Source organism: Luteibacter jiangsuensis (assembly GCF_011742555.1).
GTDB lineage: Bacteria > Pseudomonadota > Gammaproteobacteria > Xanthomonadales > Rhodanobacteraceae > Luteibacter > Luteibacter jiangsuensis.
Map to the genome: position 1 here is coordinate 737303 of NZ_JAAQQR010000001.1, position 21329 is coordinate 758631.

At 66.2% G+C, this 21329-nt stretch carries 18 protein-coding genes; 8 read left to right on the top strand and 10 right to left on the bottom strand.

What is annotated here, in order from left to right; translation table 11 throughout:
- Positions 1–73 precede the first annotated feature (73 nt).
- Positions 74–1651: a TerC family protein gene (locus HBF26_RS03175; RefSeq protein WP_167122949.1), complete on the bottom strand. Its 1578-nt coding sequence runs from the start codon at positions 1649–1651 to the stop codon at positions 74–76.
- 122 nt (positions 1652–1773) lie between these two features.
- Here HBF26_RS03175 and HBF26_RS03180 point away from each other — a divergent pair, with 122 nt between their 5' ends.
- Positions 1774–2559: a CPBP family intramembrane glutamic endopeptidase gene (locus tag HBF26_RS03180; protein ID WP_167122951.1), complete on the top strand. Its 786-nt coding sequence runs from the start codon at positions 1774–1776 to the stop codon at positions 2557–2559.
- 7 nt (positions 2560–2566) lie between these two features.
- Here the strand turns inward: HBF26_RS03180 and HBF26_RS03185 are convergent, their stop codons facing one another.
- On the bottom strand, positions 2567–3163 hold the full coding sequence (locus HBF26_RS03185) for a class I SAM-dependent DNA methyltransferase (protein ID WP_167122953.1): 597 nt from the start codon (positions 3161–3163) through the stop codon (positions 2567–2569).
- A gap of 96 nt (positions 3164–3259) precedes the next feature.
- Between HBF26_RS03185 and HBF26_RS03190 the strand changes: the two genes are divergently transcribed.
- A complete protein-coding gene (locus HBF26_RS03190) occupies positions 3260–3559 on the top strand; it encodes a hypothetical protein (RefSeq protein ID WP_167122955.1) in 300 nt (99 codons plus the stop codon).
- Positions 3560–3680: 121 nt separating this feature from the next.
- Here the strand turns inward: HBF26_RS03190 and HBF26_RS19850 are convergent, their stop codons facing one another.
- The 3 genes from HBF26_RS19850 to HBF26_RS03205 form a co-directional block, all read right to left on the bottom strand.
- Positions 3681–5498: a glycoside hydrolase family 15 protein gene (locus HBF26_RS19850; RefSeq protein WP_205287581.1), complete on the bottom strand. Its 1818-nt coding sequence runs from the start codon at positions 5496–5498 to the stop codon at positions 3681–3683.
- Between the two features lie 81 nt (positions 5499–5579).
- The gene (locus HBF26_RS03200) at positions 5580–7814 is read right to left on the bottom strand and encodes a DUF5916 domain-containing protein (protein ID WP_167122957.1); all 2235 of its coding nucleotides are present in this window, start codon (positions 7812–7814) and stop codon (positions 5580–5582) included.
- A gap of 80 nt (positions 7815–7894) precedes the next feature.
- Positions 7895–8782: a LysR family transcriptional regulator gene (locus HBF26_RS03205; protein WP_193569737.1), complete on the bottom strand. Its 888-nt coding sequence runs from the start codon at positions 8780–8782 to the stop codon at positions 7895–7897.
- 110 nt (positions 8783–8892) lie between these two features.
- Between HBF26_RS03205 and HBF26_RS03210 the strand changes: the two genes are divergently transcribed.
- Positions 8893–10311, top strand: a complete 1419-nt coding sequence (locus tag HBF26_RS03210; RefSeq protein WP_167122959.1) for an aldehyde dehydrogenase family protein — start codon at positions 8893–8895, stop codon at positions 10309–10311.
- Positions 10312–10412: 101 nt separating this feature from the next.
- Entirely contained in the window at positions 10413–11312 is a 900-nt protein-coding gene (locus HBF26_RS03215; protein ID WP_167122961.1) for a peptidylprolyl isomerase, read from the top strand.
- Positions 11313–11409: 97 nt separating this feature from the next.
- On the opposite strand, the gene HBF26_RS03220 is transcribed toward HBF26_RS03215, so the two are convergent.
- The 4 genes from HBF26_RS03220 to HBF26_RS03235 form a co-directional block, all read right to left on the bottom strand.
- A complete protein-coding gene (locus HBF26_RS03220) occupies positions 11410–12240 on the bottom strand; it encodes a DUF3014 domain-containing protein (RefSeq protein ID WP_167122963.1) in 831 nt (276 codons plus the stop codon).
- Positions 12241–12368: 128 nt separating this feature from the next.
- Positions 12369–13136 carry an SGNH/GDSL hydrolase family protein gene (locus tag HBF26_RS03225; RefSeq protein WP_167122965.1) on the bottom strand — a complete coding sequence of 256 codons (768 nt, stop codon included), beginning with the start codon at positions 13134–13136 and terminating at the stop codon, positions 12369–12371.
- Between the two features lie 115 nt (positions 13137–13251).
- Positions 13252–16704: a methylmalonyl-CoA mutase family protein gene (locus HBF26_RS03230; RefSeq protein WP_167122967.1), complete on the bottom strand. Its 3453-nt coding sequence runs from the start codon at positions 16702–16704 to the stop codon at positions 13252–13254.
- A gap of 302 nt (positions 16705–17006) precedes the next feature.
- On the bottom strand, positions 17007–17876 hold the full coding sequence (locus HBF26_RS03235; protein ID WP_167122969.1) for an alpha/beta fold hydrolase: 870 nt from the start codon (positions 17874–17876) through the stop codon (positions 17007–17009).
- A 103-nt stretch (positions 17877–17979) separates the two neighbouring features.
- On the opposite strand from HBF26_RS03235, the gene HBF26_RS03240 reads away from it, so the two are divergent.
- Both HBF26_RS03240 and HBF26_RS03245 read left to right on the top strand, forming a co-directional pair.
- Positions 17980–18318, top strand: coding sequence for a YXWGXW repeat-containing protein (locus tag HBF26_RS03240; protein ID WP_167122971.1), 339 nt, complete (start codon positions 17980–17982; stop codon positions 18316–18318).
- Between the two features lie 189 nt (positions 18319–18507).
- Positions 18508–19611, top strand: a complete 1104-nt coding sequence (locus tag HBF26_RS03245; protein WP_167025921.1) for a Glu/Leu/Phe/Val dehydrogenase dimerization domain-containing protein — start codon at positions 18508–18510, stop codon at positions 19609–19611.
- 63 nt (positions 19612–19674) lie between these two features.
- Here the strand turns inward: HBF26_RS03245 and HBF26_RS19720 are convergent, their stop codons facing one another.
- Positions 19675–19803, bottom strand: coding sequence for a hypothetical protein (locus tag HBF26_RS19720; RefSeq protein ID WP_275690549.1), 129 nt, complete (start codon positions 19801–19803; stop codon positions 19675–19677).
- Positions 19804–20248: 445 nt separating this feature from the next.
- On the opposite strand from HBF26_RS19720, the gene HBF26_RS03250 reads away from it, so the two are divergent.
- On the top strand, positions 20249–20518 hold the full coding sequence (locus HBF26_RS03250; RefSeq protein ID WP_167122973.1) for an acyl carrier protein: 270 nt from the start codon (positions 20249–20251) through the stop codon (positions 20516–20518).
- Positions 20519–20526: 8 nt separating this feature from the next.
- Positions 20527–21315 (top strand): glycosyltransferase family 2 protein, encoded by a 789-nt coding sequence (locus HBF26_RS03255; protein ID WP_167122975.1) that lies wholly within the window; start codon positions 20527–20529, stop codon positions 21313–21315.
- Positions 21316–21329: the final 14 nt, after the last annotated feature.

Consider the following 21329-nt stretch of genomic DNA (forward strand, 5'->3'; position numbering starts at 1 on the left):
TGCGGACAGGAGCGAAAACATGTCGCGCGCAAGGCGCGCTCCTACAGAGTGGGCGGTCACACCGCGACGGCGGTTACAGCGAGTCGTCGGCAACCCGGCTCATCACACGCACGCGCTGAATGCGGGCACCGTCCATCGCGGTGACCTCAAACTCCAGGCCGTCGGTTTCGAAACGATCGCCGGGAGCCGGCAGACGGCCCAGCTGCTGCAGGACGAAACCCGCCAGCGTGGAGAAACTGCCTTCCGCCGCGCCCGGCAGCCGGTGCCCCAGCAAGTGCTCCACGCGGCGTGCGTCGAGGCTGGCGTCGAGCAGCCAGGCACCGTCCGGCTCGCTGACCGCCGAGGGATCGCCCTCGCCGGTCTCGCTGGGGAACTCGCCCGCGATCGTTTCCAGCACGTCGGCCGGCGTGACGAGGCCGAGGATGCTGCCGTACTCGTCCACCACGAGCGCCACCTGCAGCGGCGCGCGACGGAACTCGTCGATCAGCCGGAGCACGCTCAGCGATTCCAGCACCGTGATCGGCTTGCGCACGAAGGTATCGGTGTCCAGCCGGCCGTGTTCGCTCACGCTGGCCAGCAGGTCGCGGGACGAGACCACGCCCACGAGTTCGTCGAGATCGCCCCGCGCCACGAGCATCCAGTGGTGCGGCGATTCGCGCGCTTCGCCCAGCAGCACCGAGGATTCCTCGTCGGGATCTACCCAGACGATTTCAGTACGCGGCGTCATGATCGAGCGAACCGGCCGCTGCGAGAGATCGAGCACCCCCTGCACCATTTCCAGTTCGTCCTTGCCGAACACCGAGGTCTCGGCAACCTCCGGCACAGGCTCGCCCTTTCCGCCGTCGCCGGCGTCGTCGGGGGCACCGCCGAGCAAGCGCAGCACCGCGCGCGCCGTGCGGTCGCGCATCACCCGGCCGCCCACCAGCAGCGAGCGGCGCCGATTCCGCCGCATCGTCTGGTTGAACACCTCGATCATGATCGAGAAGCCGATCGCGGCGTACAGGTAACCCTTCGGAATATGGAAACCGAAGCCTTCGGCGATGAGGCTGAAGCCGATCATCAGCAGGAACGAAAGGCAAAGGATGATGACCGTGGGGCGCGCATTGACGAACACGGTGAGCGGCTTGCTCGCCGTGATCATGATCGCCATGGCCACCACCACGCCGATCATCATGATGGAAAGGTGATCGACCATGCCGACGGCGGTGATGACGGAATCGAGCGAGAACACCGCGTCGAGGATCACGATCTGGGCCACCACCAGCCAGAAGCTGGCGCGGCGCCGGGCGCCGCCTTCGTCGTGTTCGGATGCTTCCAGCCGCTCGTGCAGTTCGAGCGTGGCCTTGAAGAGGAGGAAAGCGCCACCGACGATGAGGATGATGTCCCGCCAGGCCAGGCTGAACCCGCGCCACTCGAACAGCGGCTGGGTGAGCGTCACCAGCCACGACATGGCAGCTAGCAGGCACAGGCGCATGACCAATGCGAGGCCGAGGCCCATGAGCCGCGCGTGGTCGCGCTGGCGGGCGTGGAGCTTGTCGGCGAGGATCGCGACGAAGACGAGGTTGTCGATGCCGAGCACGATCTCCAGCACGATCAACGTGAGGAGTCCCGCCCAGGCCGAAGGGTCGGCTAGCCAGTCGAATGCGAACATGATCAGGCGCGTCGGGGCGCCACGCTTCCTCCTTTAGGGACGGACAACTATACAGGGCCCGGATGACCGCCTGTGCCGTAAGCGTCGTTGCGGCGCCCGACCTCCGTCGGCTAGGGTGCCGCATGGCCCACGATTACCTTCCCGAATCCCCCTCGTCCACCTTCCGGGCACCCGCGCCCCCTCCGGGAATCGTCGAAACCGTGCTCTGCATCGTGGCCTATTTCGCCATGCAGTTCGTGTTCGGCGCGTTGTTCGGCGGCGCTTCCATGCAGATCGCCCGCCATTTCCCGGACCAGGTGCCCGCCGCGCCCGATCGGCTCATCGTCGTGGTGATCCTCACCGTGCTCTGCGCCGCCGCCCTTGCCTCCTGGCTCGTCGTGCGGCGCTGGGGTCCGGAACACGCCAGGGACCCGGGCCCGGGCGGGCTGGGTTTCACCGAACCGGCCGGCCGTTTCATCGTGATGGGAACCATCCTGGGTCTGGCCGCGCCCATGATCGGGGGCCTCCTTACGCAACTGCTCGCCGGCGAGCACACCGTCAGCCAGGCCGTGAGCGATATCGCCGACAAGGCACACATCGGCATGCGGGTGGCGCTCCTGCCCGTGGTGGTGCTGGCGGGCCCCGCGGTCGAGGAGCTGCTGTTCCGGGGCGCCCTGCTCTCGGTGCTGCGCACGCGGCTCGGCGACGGCTGGGCCATCGCGCTGTCCGCGCTCGTCTTCGGCACGGTGCACCTGCCCGACCTGGCGTGGCTCTGGTACGCGGTGCCGAACCTGGTGCTCGTGGGCCTCTTCTGCGCCTGGCTGCGCGTGCGCAGCGGTTCCCTCTGGCCGTCCTTCGTCGCCCATGCCGCCAACAACGCCCTGGCGACGATTGCGTGGTTCACCGCCTCGGCGGGGGCGGGCTCCTGACGGCCCTTTAAAGGCGCTCCAGCGCTGCCACGTGGCGTGCGAGGCGGGGGCTGGCGTAGCACTGGGAGCCGACGGGAATCAGGCCTTCCCGCGCGAAGGCCTCGCGGTACCAGCGCGCCGGCCTGCCGAAGAACCCTTCGCGGTCGCCGCCCGGATCGTCCTCGCGCGTGTACACCTCGAGGAAAGCCAGGCCTTCGGCCATCTCGCCGATGCCGATAAGGCCGGCGCGGATCTCGGCAGGCTTCAGGTAATGCAACACGTCGGTGCAGACGATCAGATCGAAGCGCGTGTCGAAGCGCAGTTCGGCCAGCTGGCCGAAGCGTGCATAGCCGATATTGCGCGACCGGCCGTAACGCGCCACGGCATATTCGCTGGCCTCCAGCCCCCGGTATTCGATATCGGGACGCAGGCGCCGGAGTTCGGCCCGCCACGGCGCCTCGCCGCAACCCACGTCCAGCACGTTGCGTATGGGCCTGCCGAGATAAAACTCGGCCTGCCCCACCACCATGGCCACCTTGCGCCGAAGCTCGGCCGGCGACCGCACGGCATGGCCGGCGCTGCGGTACCACTTGTCGAAATAGGCCTGGTCGTAGGTCTTGGGCATGATCGCGGCCGTCGAAAACGCCCATGGTAGCGGCGGCGTACACTTTCGGCACACATGTCAGGCGCCAGCATCATCCCATCCGGAAAGGAGACTTCCATGCCACGCATCCAGCTACGCATCACCGGCGACCGCGACGTGTTCGAGGACGTGTTGAACGCCATCCACGGCATCGACCGTATCGAGAGGGTCGAGGAGATCGACGACTTCATGAACGACTTCCGCGACGACTCCAGCTCGCAGAACCTTTCCGACGACATGAGTTCGAAAACCTACACCCTCGAGGTGGAGGTTCCCAACGAGAAGATCGGCGAGCGCGTGCGCGAAATCGCCGAGGAGACGGCCGGCACGCGAGAGGCCGCGATCGAGTTCGTGGATCCGGACGAGAACGAGATCTAGCCCGGCATACCTCTGTGGGAGCCGCTTCAGCGGCGATGGGTGCTCGCTGGAAGCGTGCCCGCTGCCGCGGGGAAGCCTGCCCGCTGCCGCGGGATCGCCGGCGTAGCCGGCTCCCACATAGTCAGGGTTGCCACGTCTCCCCTTGCGGGGTGGACAGGCGCCGATCCAGATAATAAGCCGCGCTGATAAACGCGAGATGTGTCAGCGCCTGAGGGAAGTTGCCGAGGGGTTCCGCCCGAAGGCTCAGTTCCTCGGCGAACAGGCCCACATGGTTCGCATAGCGCACGCCCCGCGCCATGACCTCGCGCGCCTGGTTCAGCCGCCCCGCCCGTGCCAGGCACTCCACGTACCAGAAGGTGCACGTGGTGAAGGCGCCGTCGCCCCCTTCCAGGCCGTCGGTATTCCGGTAGCGGAACACCATGCCGTCGTCGGCCAGTTGTTCGCCGATCGCATCGAGCGTCTTCAGCCATATCGGGTCGGTGGCCGACACGAAACGCACCAGGGGCATCATGAGCGCCGACGCGTCGAGGTCGCGGCCGCCCTTGGTCTGCACGAAATAGCCGTGCTCGGGGTGCCGGAAATGCGCCCAGATATCTTCGGAGATGCGGTCGCGCTCGGCCGCCCATTCCACCACCGTGCCAGGCAGCGAGCGCTTGCGCGCGAGCCGTATCGCGCGATCGAGCGCCACCCAGCACATCAGACGCGAGTGCAGGAAATGCCGCGGCGTGTCGCGCACCTCCCAGATGCCTTCGTCCGCGTCCATCCAATGCGCGCACACGTGATCGACCAGGCGCTGCACGTGTGCCCACCCTTTTCGGCTGATCGCCCGGCCGTACTTGTTGGATAGGTAGATGCTGTCGAGCAGTTCGCCGTAGATGTCCAGCTGGGTCTGCGAGCGGGCGGCGTTGCCGATGCGCACGGGCCGCGAACCGGCGTACCCCGCCAGGTGATCCAGCGTGGACTCGGCCAGGGCTTCGCTGCCGTCCAGCGAGTACATGATGCGCAACGTGTTGCCGTTCTCCAGTTCCGTGAACCGGTCTTCCGTCCACTTCCGGAAATGTTCCGCCTCATCGACATAGCCCAAGCGCATGAAGGCGTACACGGTGAAGGACGCATCGCGCATCCAGCTGGCACGGTAATCCCAGTTGCGCGAGGCGCCGGTAGCCTCCGGCAGGCCGAACGTTCCGGCCGCCGCGATGGAGCCGTGCTTGTGCGACACGAGCAGCTTCAACGCGAGCGCCGAACGGTCCACCATTTCGCGCCAGCGCCCACGGTAATTGGAGCGCCGCGTCCAGTGCCGCCAGATGTCCGCCGTCGCATCGAGCGCGGCCGCGCACTCGGCGGCATCCAGGGGATCGTGTTCCTCGTCGCACAGCACGAACCAGGTCTCTTCGCCCACGTCGAGCGCGAATTCCGCCTGCGCCTCGCCGTCACCGCACTGCAAGGGAACGGAGGCACCCAGACGCAGGGCGCGTGCGCCGTCGTGGAACACCACGGTGGCCCCGTATTCCTCGGCCCTGGGTACGCACGCAGCGTAGTCGAGCCGGGGGCGACAGCGAACGCGCGTCCGCACCCTGCCGCGCGACACGCGAAGCCGGCGCACGAGGCTGCGCGGAAGGCGTGTGCCGCACTCCGGGTGAGGCATGAAATCCGTCAGCTCGATGCTGGCTTCGTCCGCCATCCAGCGCGTGACCAGGATGTTGGTCTCGGGAACGTACAACTGCATGCGGTTGGCGTCCTCGAGCAGGGGCTCGACGGTGAACTCCCCACCCCTCTCGGGATCGAGCAGGGCCGCGAACACCGACGGACTGTCCAGGTGCGGCCAGCACATGAAGTCGATGGTGCCGTCGCTCGCCACCAGGGCGATGGTGTCCTGGTTCCCGATGACGCCGTGGTCGCCGATGCGGCGCCCCGGCACGGGATTCTCGAGATGTGGCACAAGGCGCTCCGCAGGCCGTTAGTGGCGGAGGAATGCCACACGGCATGTGAAGCCGGCCTCTACTCCGAAGGGATGAGCCGATCAGAACTCCAGGCGGTACGCGATCTTCACCAGGCCCTCGTTCACGTCCTTCAGGCTGAAGCCCTGGCGAAACTGCGACCCCACATCGTCCTCGGTGTCGTCCCGATAACCCCCGCGGTTGTACACGATGTAGAGATCGGACAGCGGCGCGATCTCGTAGCGGTAGCGAATCTGGAAACCCAGGTTGGCTACGCCCAGATCGTCCACCGGTTCGTCGCTGTGCACGGTGCCGCCGCTGGGCGTCACCTCCAGCGTGTCGCGCAGCTTCGCGCCGACCGCCAGCGTCTGCAGTTTCACGCGCAGTTCCTGCCGGTTGCTGAGGTTCCAGTTGAGGCCGCTGTCGATACCGATGGTGCGCCCGTCGTAGGAGCCCACCAGGTTGTCGCGGCCCTGCCAGATCAGCCAGTTCGGATCCCACTCGTAGCTGCCGCCGAGGAACAGACTGAAGGCGTCGGTGATGAAGTAAGTGGGCGTGAACTTGAAGTAGTAGCCGAGCCGGTGGTAACCGGTGAGCTGGTTTCCGGTGACGAAGCCTTCCGCTTCCCAGGCCCAGCGGCCCACGCGGGGGCGAGTGCGGTCGTAGCTCAGCTTCGCCGTGGGTGGCTCATGCAGTGCGTACCCACCCCGCGTAAGCAGGTCGTCGTAGGCGGACGAAAAGGTATCGAGACGCCATTCTTCGTCGCCACCGTCGCGACGCCGGCTGTCCCGCTGGATGCGGAGACGGCGGCTGATGGGCAGGCCGCGGGTGTTGTTCGCGCCCGAGATGCGGTACCTCCAAAGGTGCGACGCATACGCGGAGTCCTCCGGCAGGCCGGTGACGCGCCGACGCACTTCCCAGTGCAGGTATTCCATGTTGTTGCGCGGCAGGTAGCCGAAGTCGTCGATGTCGAGCCGCTCGCCGAAGTACATGCCGAGCCACTGCTGCGCCCATACATCGTTCATTTGCCAGTACGCGATGCTGGTCGCCCCGAGGCCGGAGGTCCTGGCATCTGGCTGGTCGATCTTGCTGCCCACCACGTTGCTGGTGATCGAGAAATCGGTGCTGGGCTGCCAGCGGTGGTCGAACCCCAGCACGTTGGCGTCGCGATCGAGGTAGGGATGGCTGACATGGGTCGCGAGCATGCCGAAGGTCTGCGTGCCGACGTTCTGGCTGAGACGAAGCGCGCCGAAGCTGCGGCCTGCGTCGCCCTTTTCCTGCGCAGTGAGGATGCCGTAATTGGTGGAGCCCAGGCTGCCGTTGACCTTCACCGCGGCCGAGATGTCGGCAGCACCATGGCCATCGTCCGAGGCACCGCCCACGCGCCGCGTGTAGACCAGCTGCGAGTAATCGTCGAGCAGGCTGAAATCGAAGATGCCCTGGTTTTCCGTGAAGAAGGGGCGCTTGTCGGTGAAGAAGGTTTCCTCGGGCGAGAAGTTCACCACGAGGTCGTCGCTTTCCACCTGGCCGAAGTCGGGATTGATGGTGGCCGTAAGCTGCGTCTGGCCATTCGGTTTCCAGAGAATGTCGGCGCCCTGCTCGAACGTCGTGCCACCGTGCGCCCGGTCCACCTTGCCCACCACGTAAGGTGTCACCGCGAACAGCGACTGCGAATACGCGGGCATCCGCACGCGCTGGAAGCCCGAAAGGAAACGCCCCTGGTCGAACGTGATCGTTGGCCACCCCATGCGTTCGCCGGTACTGCCGATCACACGGTCGATGTAGAGACCGATGGTTCGCTCCCCGCCCTTCGCCTTGTGCATGGGCGCGATGTACCAGGGGATGAGCACTTCCACGGAATAACCGTCGGCGTCCTGGCTGACCGCATGATCCCAGCGACCGTCCCAGTCGTAGCTGAAGTCGGATTCGTTGGTGATCACCTCGTCGGCGATGCCACCTTGCGACTTCACCTCGAAGTCGTAGCCCACGCGTCCGTCACCGTTGAAATCCACCATGACATTGATGCGATCGACCAGGGCATTCTCGTCACGCCGTGTCTGCTGGCGCGAGCGAACCACTTCGCCATCGGGTTGCGTCGCCCGGATCGCCACCGCAAGGCCCTTGGGTGTGGAGAGGATCCAGGCTTCCGTCGGCTGGCTGCCGGGTTTGCCCGTGAACGGCTGCGTCTGGCGAAAGTCGACGATGTGTTTCGCGCCAGCCCATTCCGCGGGATCGATGTGCCCGTCGATCTTCACCTCCGCGAACGCGGGAGCGGCGGCGAGGCCCAGCAGCAAAGCGAGGGTGAGACGAGCGAGCATGAACGATCCAAAGCGTGAGAACTTACGCAAAGGATGCCCGCGAAACCGGAAAGGTTTGCCATGACCGTTGGCCCATGCGCTCAACCCACCTCCCTGATCAACTCCACCAAGGCGCGGAGTGGCGCGGGCACGTGCCGCCGTCCCGGGTAGTAGAGGCAGAGGCGGTCGAACGGCGGGGTCCAGTCCTCGAGCACGCGTTCGAGGCGGCCTGCCGCCAGGGCCTCGGTGGCCTGGAATTCGGCAACGTAGGCAAGCCCGAGTCCGGCCAGTGCCGCTTCCAGCATCAGGCGCGGCTCGTCCAGGGTGAGCGTGCCGCCCGTTTCCACCGCCAGCGTTTCACCGCGCCGTTCGAACTCCCAGCGATAGATGTGGCCGGCCGACATGCGTGCGCGTACGCACACGTGGTGCATGAGGTCCGCCGGCGTGCGTGGCCGGCCATGCCGCGCGAAGTAGTCGGGCGTCCCCACCACGGCGAAGCGGATCGGCGGCCCGAACGGCACCGCCACCATGTCGCCCGGCACCGTATCGGCGGTGCGAATGCCAGCGTCGAAACCCTCCCGCACGATGTCGATGAGGCGGTCGTCGGTCACCAGATCCAGATGCACATCCGGATACTTCCGCAGGAATGGGACAAGGTAGGGCCACATGGCCAGGTGCGCCGCGCCGGCCGAGGCATTGATGCGCAACGCCCCGGAGGGCGTTCCTGCTTCTTCGCTCGCCCGTTCCAGCGCACCCTGGATATCGGCCACGGCGGGCGCCACCTCGCCGACGAACCGCTCACCGGCTGCCGTGAGCCGGACACTGCGCGTGGTGCGATGAAAGAGCCGCGTGCCGATGCGGGCCTCCAGGGCGGCCACGGCCTGGCTGAGCGCCGACGTGGACATCTCCAGGGACGCCGCGGCAGCCCGGAAGCTGCCCAGCCGCGCCACGGCAAGAACCGCTTCGAGTTCGGTGAGACCGGATCGCATTATCCGCTCCAGCTTAATGGGTTATTCCGATTTGTCCTTCTTATCAGATCAATGACCCGCCCGCATCCTGGAGAGCACCCGCGCCCTGGCGCGCTCATCTAGGACAGGTCATGCACACCATCGAGCACATCTACATCGACGGCGCCTTCGTCGCGCCGCACGGCACCGAGCGCTTCGAGCTGTTCAATCCGGCCACCGAGGCAGTCATCGGCACGGTACGACTGGCCGACGCCGACGACGCGCGCCGCGCCATCGCTGCGGCGAAGCGCGCCTTCGAGACCTTCAGGACCGCGGGCGTGGAGGAGCGGATCGCCCTGCTCCAGCGCATGCACGACGCGGTGCTCGCGCGAGAGGACGACCTTTTCGCCGCCATCCGCGAGGAATACGGCGCACCCGTGTCCCGGGGGCGCTGGATGGCCCGGCACGCGTCCAGCGTGTTCGCCGATGCCATCGAGACACTGCGCACGTTCGAGTTCGAACGGCGCATGGGCACTGCCACGGTCGTCATGCAGCCGGCGGGGGTCGCGGGCCTCATCACGCCATGGAACAGCAACGCGGGCTTCATCTGCGGCAAGCTTGCAACGGCCATCGCCGCCGGCTGCACCGCTGTGATCAAGCCCAGCGAGATGAGCGCGTTGCAGACGAAGATCGTGACCGAAGCGCTGCACGAGGCGGGCGCCCCCGCGGGTGTGTTCAACATCGTGACCGGACGCGGCGACGTGGTGGGCGCGGAAATGGTGGCGAGCCCCGACATCGCGAAGATCTCGTTCACGGGCTCCACGGCGGTCGGCAAGGGCATCCTGCGCGACGGCGCGGCCACCCTGAAGCGTGTGACGCTGGAACTGGGCGGCAAGTCGCCGAGCGTGATCCTCGACGACGCGGATTTCGAGAAGGTCGTCCCGCTGGTGATCGGCGCAGGGTTCATGAACAGCGGCCAGGCATGCATCGCCGGCACACGCATCCTCGTACCGCGCTCGCGGCTCGCGGAGTTCGAGGCCCTGGCGGCGTCGGCGGTCGAAGCCGTCGTCGCCGGCGATCCGGCGGACAGCGCCACCGAGATCGGCCCCATGGTGAGCGCGAAGCAGTGGCAGCGCGTGCAGGGCTACATCCGCAAGGGCATCGAGGAAGGTGCCCGCCTGCTCGCCGGTGGCGAAGGGCGCCCGGCCGGGCACACGCGTGGCTGGCTGGTGCGCCCGACGCTGTTCACCGACGTGCGCAACGACATGACGATTGCCCGCGAAGAGATCTTCGGTCCGGTCCTCTCGGTGATCGCCTACGACGACGAAGAGGAAGCGATCGCCATCGCGAACGACACGAGCTACGGCTTGCAGGCCTATGTGTTCTCGGGCGATCTCGAACGCGCCCGGCGTGTGGCCACCCGCATCGACGCCGGCCGCGTGCTGATCAACACGCTGGCACACGAACCCAAGGCGCCCTTCGGCGGATTCAAGCAGTCCGGCATCGGGCGCGAATACGGCCAGTTCGGACTGGAAGCATACCTCGAGCCGAAGGCATACCTCGGCCTGTGAGGCCGACGAGGCGCGTCGCGCAAGCCCGACCATTGCGCGGCGCGCCCCACCAACGGCCGCCTGTCTGCTAACGTCTGCAGGCCAATCTCCCGGGGGATCCCATGCTCGCACGCACCTGTCTCGCGCTCGCTCTCGCCATCGCCCTGCCCGCCATGGCGGATGACGCGAAGAAGACGCCCACGCCGAAGGAACTGCTCGCCAAGTCCGCCCCCGCCGAGTGGCGCACGCCCGATCCACAGAACCTGGTGTACATGGACCTGCCGCAGGGTCGGGTGATCATCGAGCTGGCGCAGGACTGGTCGCCGCTGCACGCCGCGAACATCCGCACGATGATCCGCGAACACTATTTCGACGGCACGCAGATCATCCGCGTGCAGGACAACTTCGTCACCCAATGGGGCGATCCGGACGGCGACGACAAGAAGAAGGCCAAGAGCCTGGGCACCGCGAAGGAAACCCTCGCGCCCGAATTCACGCGCAAGGGCGGCAGCTATCCCTTCACCAGGCTGCCCGACGGCGACGTCTACGCGCCGGAAGTCGGATTTTCCGATGGGTTCCCGGTGGCGCGCGACGGCAAGGGCGAGGCCTGGATCACGCACTGCTACGGCACCGTGGGCGTTGCGCGCGATACCGGCGCGGAAACCGGCAACGGCAGCTCGCTCTACGCCATCATCGGCCAGGCACCGCGCAACCTGGACCGCAACCTCGCGGTGGCCGGCAAGGTCATCAAGGGCATGGAGATCCTCTCGGCCTATCCGCGCGGCGGCGAACCGATGGGCTTCTACGACAAGCCCGAGCAACGCGTGACCATCAAGAGCGTTCGCCTCGCGGCAGACGTGCCCGAGGCCGAACGCACGCCGATCCAGGTGCTGCGCACGGACAGCAAGACCTTCGCCGCGGTGATCGAAGCCAAGCGCAACCGCCGCGACGACTTCTACACCCGCCCCGCGGGGAAGATCGACCTGTGCAACATCAGCGTGCCGGTGCGCGATCCAAGGTAGGAGCGCGCCCTGCGCGCGACATGTTTTGAGGCAGTGCCCGGAGCTGGCGCGCGAGATGGAGGACTGGCGCGAAAAGATGTCGCGCGCAGGCGCGCTCCTACATCTGCGATGCACCCGCAGGCGCATCGGCCAGGATGGCCTCGCGCAGCGCCTTGAGTTTCGCCTTCAACTTCGCCTCGTTCTCGGGCCCCACGCGAATCATGAACTTCTGGCCCACCGACAGCTGCTCGTAGGTGGGATTGGCATAGACGTAACCTTCCTTGGCCGGAATCAGTTGCAGCGAGCCCTTCGGTTCGGGCGCGGCAAGCATATGGTCGATCACCTCGATCAGGCGGTCGTTGAAATAGCCGCCGGTGCCGAGATCGCGATAGGCGCTCTGGAACAGCGGATAATTGCGCTTGTACCAGTCTGCGGCCGCCTTGGGATTCACCCGGTCGGCAACGTACATGTACGTGTCGTAGCGCGTGTAGTTCTTTTTCGCCTCGACGAACATGCCGTCGTCCGATTGCACCTGGAAACGCCCCGTGGGCGTGCGCAGCGGCACGATGTTCATGCCGATGGTGTGCTTCGGTAGCGCGTCGATGGTCGAAACCATCCGCGAGACGATGGCCTGAGGTTTCAGCAGCGACTTGAGCGCGTCGTCGCTCGTGAGCGCGAGCAGCCCGGCGAGCACGGCGTCGTCGCTCTGGTCCAGCGACGGCAAGGCAGCCGTGGAACCGCTGGCGGGGCCGATGGGATGCTGCGGCAAGGCCGCGTCGTGCACGGTGCCGGCATGCGCCGGCTCGGACGAACCCGCGGCGGCAAACGGCGGCGCTTCCGCCTTGTCCCGCGCCATCTTCTCCCGATACACGAAGATGCCGACGACGACGGCAATCGCCACCACCAGCAAACCCGCAACCCATTTCGAACCCGACGACTGATTGCTCAATGTACCGCTCCCGCTGAAAACCAAGCCTCCATGGGACTACGGATGAGGGGTTGAGTTCAAATCGAGTCGTGGGCAATCCATCGAAAACACCGCTCGTCCCGCGAAATCACGCCTGTGAGCGCCTGGGGCTACGGGTCGACCGCGAGTTTGCGCACGGCGTCCGACGGCACCAGACACGTGCGGGGCTTCCTCGACAGGTCGATGTGCAGGACGCCTTCCGGCTTTGGCGCGTGATAATGCACCTCGCCGGCGACGCAAGGCACCGTCGTCGGTGTCACGCCGAACATGGCGCGCCATAGGCGCAGTGCCATCATGGCGGTGGTCGCGTAGCCGGGGTGCTGACCATCGGCGTGGGTCCAGGCAAGCTCTGGATGAGTTTGCATCAGTTTCCTGCGCGGTTCGGCGATCTCGACATAGGCCGCGCCGCTGGCGCTCGCGATGGCGCGTTCGCCGAATTCGAGCGCTTCGTTCGTTTCCCTGCTCGACTGCCACGTACCCAGATAGAACACGCGTGCCCCGGCCGCTCGGGCCATACGCGATGCTTCCCTGGCGGACCGCATCGCGGGAAGCGTGGAAAAGCCCTCCTGCCGGCACGCGGCCGGGCAGAAGGCGTCGCCTCCCCGCTCTTGCAGAATCACGTCCGTGTAACCGCCCTCGGTAAGGGCCTTCGTCACCAGAGGATTGCGCATGGCGTCCGCCAGTGAGGCTCCGGGGCTGGCGATCATGTCGACGTCCATGCGCGTCCCGTCAGGAGCAAGCGAGGCGAACGCGTTCGGCAGGTCGTTGACGTAGGTGAGGCTGTTGCCGATGAAGAGGACGCGGTGCTCGGGTTCGCTGGCCTGCGCCCCGGCCAATGCAAACAGAGTGAGGATGGCCACGACGAGGCATCGGCGCATGGAGAGTTCCGGGAAGAAAGGCCACTACCCGGCCTTAGTTTGCATAGGCTACGCTGGAGACGCGGGGAACTGGGGCGCTGGGCCCCTGCTTTCGCAGGGGCGACGGCCTTGGTGGTTACATGTTGCGGCGGTATTCCCCGCCCACGTCGTACAGCGCGTGACTGATCTGGCCCAGCGAATTGTGCTGCACGGCTTCCATCAGTTCCTCGAACACGTTGCGGCGGTCGCGGGCCGTCTTCTGGAGCTTCTTCAGACTTTCCGGGGCCAGGCCGTTACGGGCCTTGCCGTAGAGGCGCACGTTGTCGATCTGCTGGCCCTTCTCTTCTTCCGTGGAGCGGATGAGTTCGATCTCGGTGGCGATCTCGCCACCATGGTCCTTGGGCAGGAAGGTGTTCACGCCGATGAGCGGCAGCGAGCCGTCGTGCTTCTTGTGCTCGTAGTACATCGACTCTTCCTGGATCTTGCCGCGCTGGTACATCGTGTCCATCGCGCCGAGCACGCCGCCGCGCTCGCTGATCGCCTCGAATTCCTTGTAGACAGCCTCTTCCACGAGGTCGGTGAGTTCGTCCACCACGAAGCTACCCTGCCACGGGTTCTCGTTAAAGTTGAGGCCAAGCTCGCGATTGATGATGAGCTGGATGGCCACCGCGCGGCGCACGCTTTCCTCGGTGGGCGTGGTGATCGCCTCGTCGTACGCGTTCGTGTGCAGGCTGTTGCAGTTGTCGAACAGCGCATAGAGCGCCTGCAGCGTGGTGCGGATGTCGTTGAACTGGATTTCCTGCGCGTGCAGCGAGCGGCCCGACGTCTGGATGTGATATTTCAGCATCTGACTGCGCGCGCTGGCGCCGTAGCGTTCGCGCATGGCGCGGGCCCAGATGCGGCGCGCCACGCGGCCGATCACGGTGTATTCGGGATCCATGCCGTTCGAGAAGAAGAACGACAGGTTCGGCGCGAAGTCGTCGATCTTCATGCCGCGCGCCAGGTAGTACTCGACGATGGTGAAGCCGTTCGACAGCGTGAAGGCCAGCTGGCTGATCGGGTTCGCCCCGGCTTCGGCGATGTGGTAGCCGGAGATCGACACGGAATAGAAGTTGCGCACCTTGTGATCGACGAAGTACTGCTGGATGTCGCCCATCATGCGCAGGGCGAATTCCGTGCTGAAGATGCAGGTGTTCTGCGCCTGGTCTTCCTTCAGGATGTCGGCCTGCACCGTGCCGCGCACGGTGGCCAGGGTATGCGCCTTGATCCGCGCGTAGGTTTCCGCGTCCACCACTTCCTCGCCGGAAACGCCGAGGAGGCCGAGGCCCAGCCCGTCGTTGCCCTTGGGCAATTCGCCGTTGTACCGCGGACGGTTGCCGTCCGGGTACAGCTCGGCGATGCGCGCATTGACGCGCTCCCAGCGGGACGCATCCTCGTTGAGGTATTTTTCGACGTTCTGGTCGATGGCCGTGTTCATGAACATGGCGAGGATGATCGGCGCCGGCCCGTTGATCGTCATCGACACGGAAGTGGTCGGCGCCGAAAGGTCGAAGCCGGAGTAAAGCTTCTTCATGTCGTCGAGCGTGGCGATGGACACGCCGGAATTGCCGATCTTGCCGTAGATGTCGGGACGCGGCGCCGGATCTTCGCCGTACAACGTCACCGAGTCGAACGCCGTGGACAGGCGCGCGGCCCCGCCGCCCAGCGACAGGTAATGGAAACGGCGATTGGTGCGCTCGGGCGTGCCCTCGCCCGCGAACATGCGGGTCGGGTCCTCGCCGGCGCGGCGATAAGGGAACACGCCGCCGGTGTACGGATAGTGCCCCGGCAGGTTCTCGCGCATGAGGAAGGAAAGCAGGTCGCCCCAGTCCTTCGTTTTCGGCGGCGACACCTTCGGAATCTTCTGGTGGCTGAGCGATTCGCGGTAGTTCTCCACGCGGATCACCTTGTCGCGAACCTGGTATTCGTTGAACTCGGCGGTGACCGATTCGAAGCGGGCCGGCCACTCGCGCAGCAGGTGGATGGCCTCGCTGGACAACTCACGCACCGCTTCGTTGTAGCGCTGGCGCAGCGTGATGAGCGAGCGGTCGCCATGCACCGTGAGCAGCGCATGGTCGTAGAGATCGAACGCACGCGGCAGCGATTCGTCGCCAATGTCCTTCAGCGATTCGTAGTAATGCTGCGCCTTGCTGGCCGCCGCGGCCTGCGTCGCGATGGCGGCATTCACGCCGCGCCCCTGCTCGGCGATTTCCGCCAGGTAGCGCACGCGGCTGCCGGGGATGAGTACCGTGGCGCGAGGCTCGCGCAGGCTGGTATCGACGTCCGGCGTCCACGTGGCCTCGGGGAGCGAGAGCTTTTCGCGCAGCAGGCGGCACAGGTTGTCGAACATCCAGGTAACACCCGGATCGTTGAACTGGCTGGCGATGGTCGGATACACCGGCACCTTGTCGTCGGCCAGCTGGAAGGCCGCGCGATTGCGCTTCCACTGCTTGCGCACATCGCGCAGGGCGTCCTCGGCACCGCGCTTATCGAACTTGTTGAGTACCACGAGTTCCGCGAAGTCGAGCATGTCGATCTTCTCGAGCTGGCTCGCGGCGCCGTACTCGCTGGTCATCACGTAGACGGGGAAGTCGACGAGGTCGACGATTTCCGAATCGCTCTGGCCGATGCCGGCGGTTTCGACGATCACCAGGTCGTAGGCCTGGGCCTTGAGGAAATCGATGCAGTCGTGCAACACCACGGACGTGGCGGCGTGCTGCCGGCGTGTCGCCATCGAGCGCATATACACACGCGGGCTGCGAAGCGAGTTCATGCGGATGCGATCGCCCAGCAGCGCGCCGCCGCTACGCCGGCGGGTCGGGTCCACCGCAAGCACCGCGATGCGCATCTGCGGGAACGCGTGCAGGAAACGCAGCAGCAGTTCGTCCACGACGGACGACTTGCCGGCACCGCCGGTGCCGGTGAGGCCGAGCACGGGCGTCTTGCCGCCGGCCAGCTTCCATGCCTTTCGCAGGCGGGCCAGTTCTTCTTCGCCCAGCCGGTCTTCCTCGATGGCCGAAAGCATGGCGCCGATGGAGATCTCGTCGTCCACCGAAGCGGACGGCGGCGCGACTTCCACGCGCTGCTTCGCCGCAGCGCGGGTGCGCGTCATCACGTCCTCGATCATCTCGACGAGGCCGAGCTTCATGCCGTCGTTGGGATGGTAGATGCGCTCCACGCCATAGGCCTGGAGTTCCTTGATCTCCTCCGGCGTGATGGTGCCGCCGCCACCGCCGAAGACGCGCACATGGCCTGCCCCGCGCTCGCGCAGCATGTCCACCATGTACTTGAAATATTCCACGTGGCCGCCCTGGTACGACGACAGCGCAATGGCGTCCGCGTCTTCCTGCAGCGCCGCGCGCACCACGTCTTCCACCGAGCGGTTGTGGCCCAGGTGGATCACCTCGGCCCCCTGGCTCTGGATGATCCGGCGCATGATGTTGATGGCCGCGTCGTGGCCGTCGAAGAGGCTCGCCGCCGTCACGAAGCGCAGCGGCGTGGCTTCCGCGTCCGTGTTGCTGGCGGGAATGTGCTTGGGCTGCGAGCTCATGGAAACTCCGGACGATCGACGACAGTGGGGAGCCGTGAATTCTACTGCGGCGTGCGTAGCGGTCCTTGCTGCGCTGCAGCGTATAAGCGCACCTGTGGGAGCCGGCTTTGCCGGCGATCCCGCGGCAGCGGGCACTCTCGCGAGCACCCATCGCCGCTGAAGCGGCTCCCACACAAAGCTCATGCCCGTGGGAAAACTTCTGTGCTTGGGGAGGGCTTCTGACAAAGACAGTTGCTCCCACACGAAGCAGGCATCCAATCCTTAGAGCACCCCCGAAGGCGCCCATGCAGGGCACGCCCGCCTCATGTGGAAGAGAGGAACTCCAGCGCCGCCTTTCGCACCGCCTGATCGTCCACGACGGCGCGGTGACCAAGACCTTCCGTTTCCATAAGCCTCGCGCCGGGCCAGAGCTTCATGTACATCGCAGCCTCTTCGAAAGGTACCTCGGGATCGTCGCGATCGTGTACCACCAGCACCGGCTGGGTGCGCTTCGGAGCATGCCGGGCGATATGCAGGTCGTCGATGAGCACACCGGTGCGCTCGGCCAGCACGTCGTGCAGTTTCGGTCGCAAACGCTCGGCCAGCCTCACGAAACGCGCAAAGCGCCTCGTCGCCCCCTGCACGTCCGCCGCCGCGGCAATCAGCACCACGCGCTTCGTGGTCCAGCCGTCTTCGAGCGCCAGCGCCACCGCCGCACCGCCCAGCGAATGCGCCACCACGCCTTCGGGATCGCCGTAATGCCGGGCCACCGCCGCGACCGTGCTCGCGAAATCCGGCAGTGTGCACAGCGTGCCACCGCTCCGGCCGTGCCCCGGCTGGTCGAAGGCCACCGCCGCCCAGCCGTTCGCAAGAACCTGCGGCACCCAGCTTTCCCAGCGCAAGCCCATGCTCGACCAGCCGTGCACGAACAGGATGTATGGCTGAGTGGCGGGGTCGCCCCAGACGTAGGTGGCGATGGCGCGGCCGCCCATGTCGAGCGGCTCCTCCCCGGCCGACGTGGAGGCGGCGGCATGCGCCGCACGCTCCCGGCTGCTGGGCAAAGGCGTCTGGAACACACGGGCGGCATGCGCCACCGTGGGTCCTGGCGCCAGGTGGCTGCCAAGGCGGTAGGCGATGCGGATGCCGAGGAGAGTTGCGATGGTGCGGACGCCGAAGCGGCGGGGCGGTTTCATTCGCGAAGCTGAACGCATGCGGCCGGAGGTCGTCAACCCGCTCGCCGGAACCCGCGTTCTGACGCACGAATCCGCACCCGCGCGGAGTCCGAAGGAGACAGCTATGAGCCTGACCCGTACCCTCGCCGCCGTGGCCGCCCTGGGCCTGGCCGCCGGCGCCGCGAGCTATACCCCGCCCGCCGCAGCGCGGGAATACGTCTCTGTCACCGTGGGCACCCGCCCGCCGCCGCCGCGCTTCGAGCGCGTGCCGCCGCCGCGCGTCGGCTACGTCTGGGCGCCGGGCTACTGGAACTGGGCCGGCGGCCGCTACGTCTGGGTGGGCGGCCACTGGTATGCCTCGCGTCCGGGCTATGTGTACCGCGCCCCGGTGTGGCGTCCGTACGGCCGCGGCTGGCGCTTCGAGCGGGAGGTCTGGTACCGCGATCCGCACTGGCACCGGTAGCCTTCTGTTGCGGCGCACCTACACAGGGGGCCGCAACGGTTTAAACTAGGCAGCTGACAAGACATATCGCCCCCGCCTCCCAGGTTGGGGCGATTTTTTTGGACGGTCACATTCCACCGGTGGTCCCCACCGCCGGTATCCACCTGAAGGGCGGCCTGGGGGCCGCTTGTAACTGGAGTAACGCGTTCGATGATTTTCGAAACCATCGCCAACACGGGCCACGAAGAAGTCGTCTTCTGCCATAACAAGGACGCGGGCCTGAAGGCCATCATCGCGATCCACAACACCGTGCTTGGCCCGTCGCTGGGCGGCCTGCGCATGTGGCCCTACAAGAGCGAGCAGGACGCCGTGAACGACGTGCTGCGCCTGTCGCGCGGCATGACCTACAAGAACGCGGTGGCCGGCCTGAACCTGGGTGGCGGCAAGGCCGTGATCATCGGCGATCCCTCCAAGGACAAGTCGGAAGCCCTGTTCCGCGCCTTCGGCCGCTTCGTGAACTCGCTCAACGGCCGCTACATCACGGCCGAAGACGTGGGCATCGACGTCAACGACATGGAATACGTGTTCCGTGAAACCGAATACGTCACCGGCGTGCACCAGGTGCACGGCGGGTCGGGCGATCCCTCCCCGTTCACCGCGTTCGGTACGTTGCAGGGCCTGATGGCCGCGCTGCAGCACAAGCACGGCAACGAGGACGTGGGCAAGTACAGCTATGCCGTGCAGGGCTGCGGGCACGTGGGCAGCGAATTCATCAAGCTGCTGCGCGAACAGGGCGCCAAGGTGTTCGTCACGGACATCAACAAGGACGCCGTGCAGCGCTGTGTCGACGAACTGGGCTGCGAAGCCGTGGGCCTGGACGAGATCTACGACGTCGACGCCGACGTGTACAGCCCGTGCGCCCTCGGCGGCACGGTCAACGAGCAGACGATCGACCGCATCAAGGCGAAGATCATCTGCGGCGCGGCCAACAACCAGCTGGCCACCGACGCCATCGGCGACGAACTGGCACGCCGCGGCGTGCTCTACGCGCCGGATTACGCCGTGAACGCCGGCGGCGTCATGAACGTGTCGCTGGAAATCGACGGCTACAACCGCGAGCGCGCGATGCGCATGATGCGCACGATCTACTACAACGTCGGCCGCATCTTCGAGATCTCGGCGCGCGACAACATCCCGACCTACAAGGCCGCGGACCGCATGGCCGAAGAGCGCATCAGCGCCATCGGCAAGATCCGCCTGCCGCACATGGGCAACGGCGCACCGCGCTTCCAGGGCCGCATGCGCGGTCAGTAAGCGCGTCAAGCAAGTGCAAGTCGAAAGCCGCCGGGCAACCGGCGGCTTTTTCGTTTCTTGCGTTCAACGAGCAGCCACCATCGCGGGTGTGGCGATGGTCGCCGCCGTGGTCACCATCGCTCCGAACGTCAGCACGCAGGTCAGCACGGCGACAACGAAGAAGGTCTTCAGCATGGCGGTTTCATATTTCATGGTGGCTCTCCTCGAACGATGATGGGAAGGGTCTCGAGAGGTATGTGGCAAGAGCCGTGCCAGATGCCATACATGCCTCGAGAGCGCGCTGTGGCGCCGTTTTCGAGGAAGCCGCTCGCTACCGCGAACCTGTCCGCGGACGCCGTCACCGCATCGACCGGACAGTGTCCGGCCCGCCGGACCGGTCCTCGATGCGCCCGCCGCCCTGCCCCTGCGATGGCCGACGACCCATTGTTCTCAATCGCGATCTGCTACAATTTCGGCACCCGGGGAATCTTGTAAGGCTTTGCCTACACGATGCTTTTGGGCCAGGGGATGCCGTCCGAGGGGGCGGCGACAACCAGAGCATTCCGATCACTTTCGTCGCCTCGGTGGTGGCGCGTGCTGCCATTGTCCTTCGGGAGGTGGCCACGCCCGTCCGGGGATGAATTGGACTTACCGAGCTATGAGCGCGATCCCAGCCGAAACCTTTACCTCCGACGACGTTCTCGCTCGCTTGCGGTCCGTCCTCCATGAAACCTTCGAGATCGATCCCGCGAAGGTCACGCCGGAAGCCAACCTCTTCACCGACCTGGAACTGGACAGCATCGACGCGATCGATCTCGCCATCCAGGTGCAGGACATGACCGGCACCCGGATCAAGCCTGAAGACTTCAAGAGCGTGCGTACGGTCGGCGACGTGGTCGCCACCGTGCAGACACTGCTCACCCGCTGAGCGAGCCGATGGCGGGCAGGCCGGAGCCGCGCGACGCGGCGGGATCGTTCGCGCCCTGCGCGGTCATACCCGTGTACAACCACGGCCGCACCGTCGGCGCCACGGCGAACGCACTCGCCGGTTACGGCCTGCCGGTGTTCCTCGTGGACGACGGCTCGAACGCCGAAACCCGCGAAGCACTCGACCGCCTGGTAGCCGGACGCGACGACCTGCGCCTGATCCGCCTTCCAGCCAACGGCGGCAAGGGCAAGGCGCTCACCGCCGGTTTTCTCGCGGCGCATGCCGCCGGTTACAGCCACGTGCTGCAGATCGACGCGGATGGACAGCACGACACGCAAGACGTGCCCCGCTTCCTCGAAGCGAGCCGGGCGGCGCCCGAGGCCATGGTCTGCGGCCGCCCGGTGTACGACGACTCCGTGCCGCGTGCGCGACTCTATGGGCGGTACCTCACCCACGCCTTCGTGTGGCTGGAAACCCTGTCCTTCGACATCGACGACTCGATGTGCGGTTACCGGCTCTACCCGCTGGAAGAAACCCGGGCGGAGATCGCACGCAAGCCCCTGCCCTCGCGCATGGATTTCGATACGGAGATTGCGGTGCGGCTCTACTGGCGCGGCGTGCCGGTGCGCAACCTGCCCACGCGCGTCATCTATCCGGAAGACGGTCTTTCGCACTTCCGCATGTGGCGGGACAACCTGCGCATCACCGCCATGCATACGCGGCTCGTGCTCGGCATGTTGCCGCGCATACCACGCCTTATCCTTCGCAAGTTCGCGCGGCAGGAAGCACACGCATGATCATCCAACTCGTC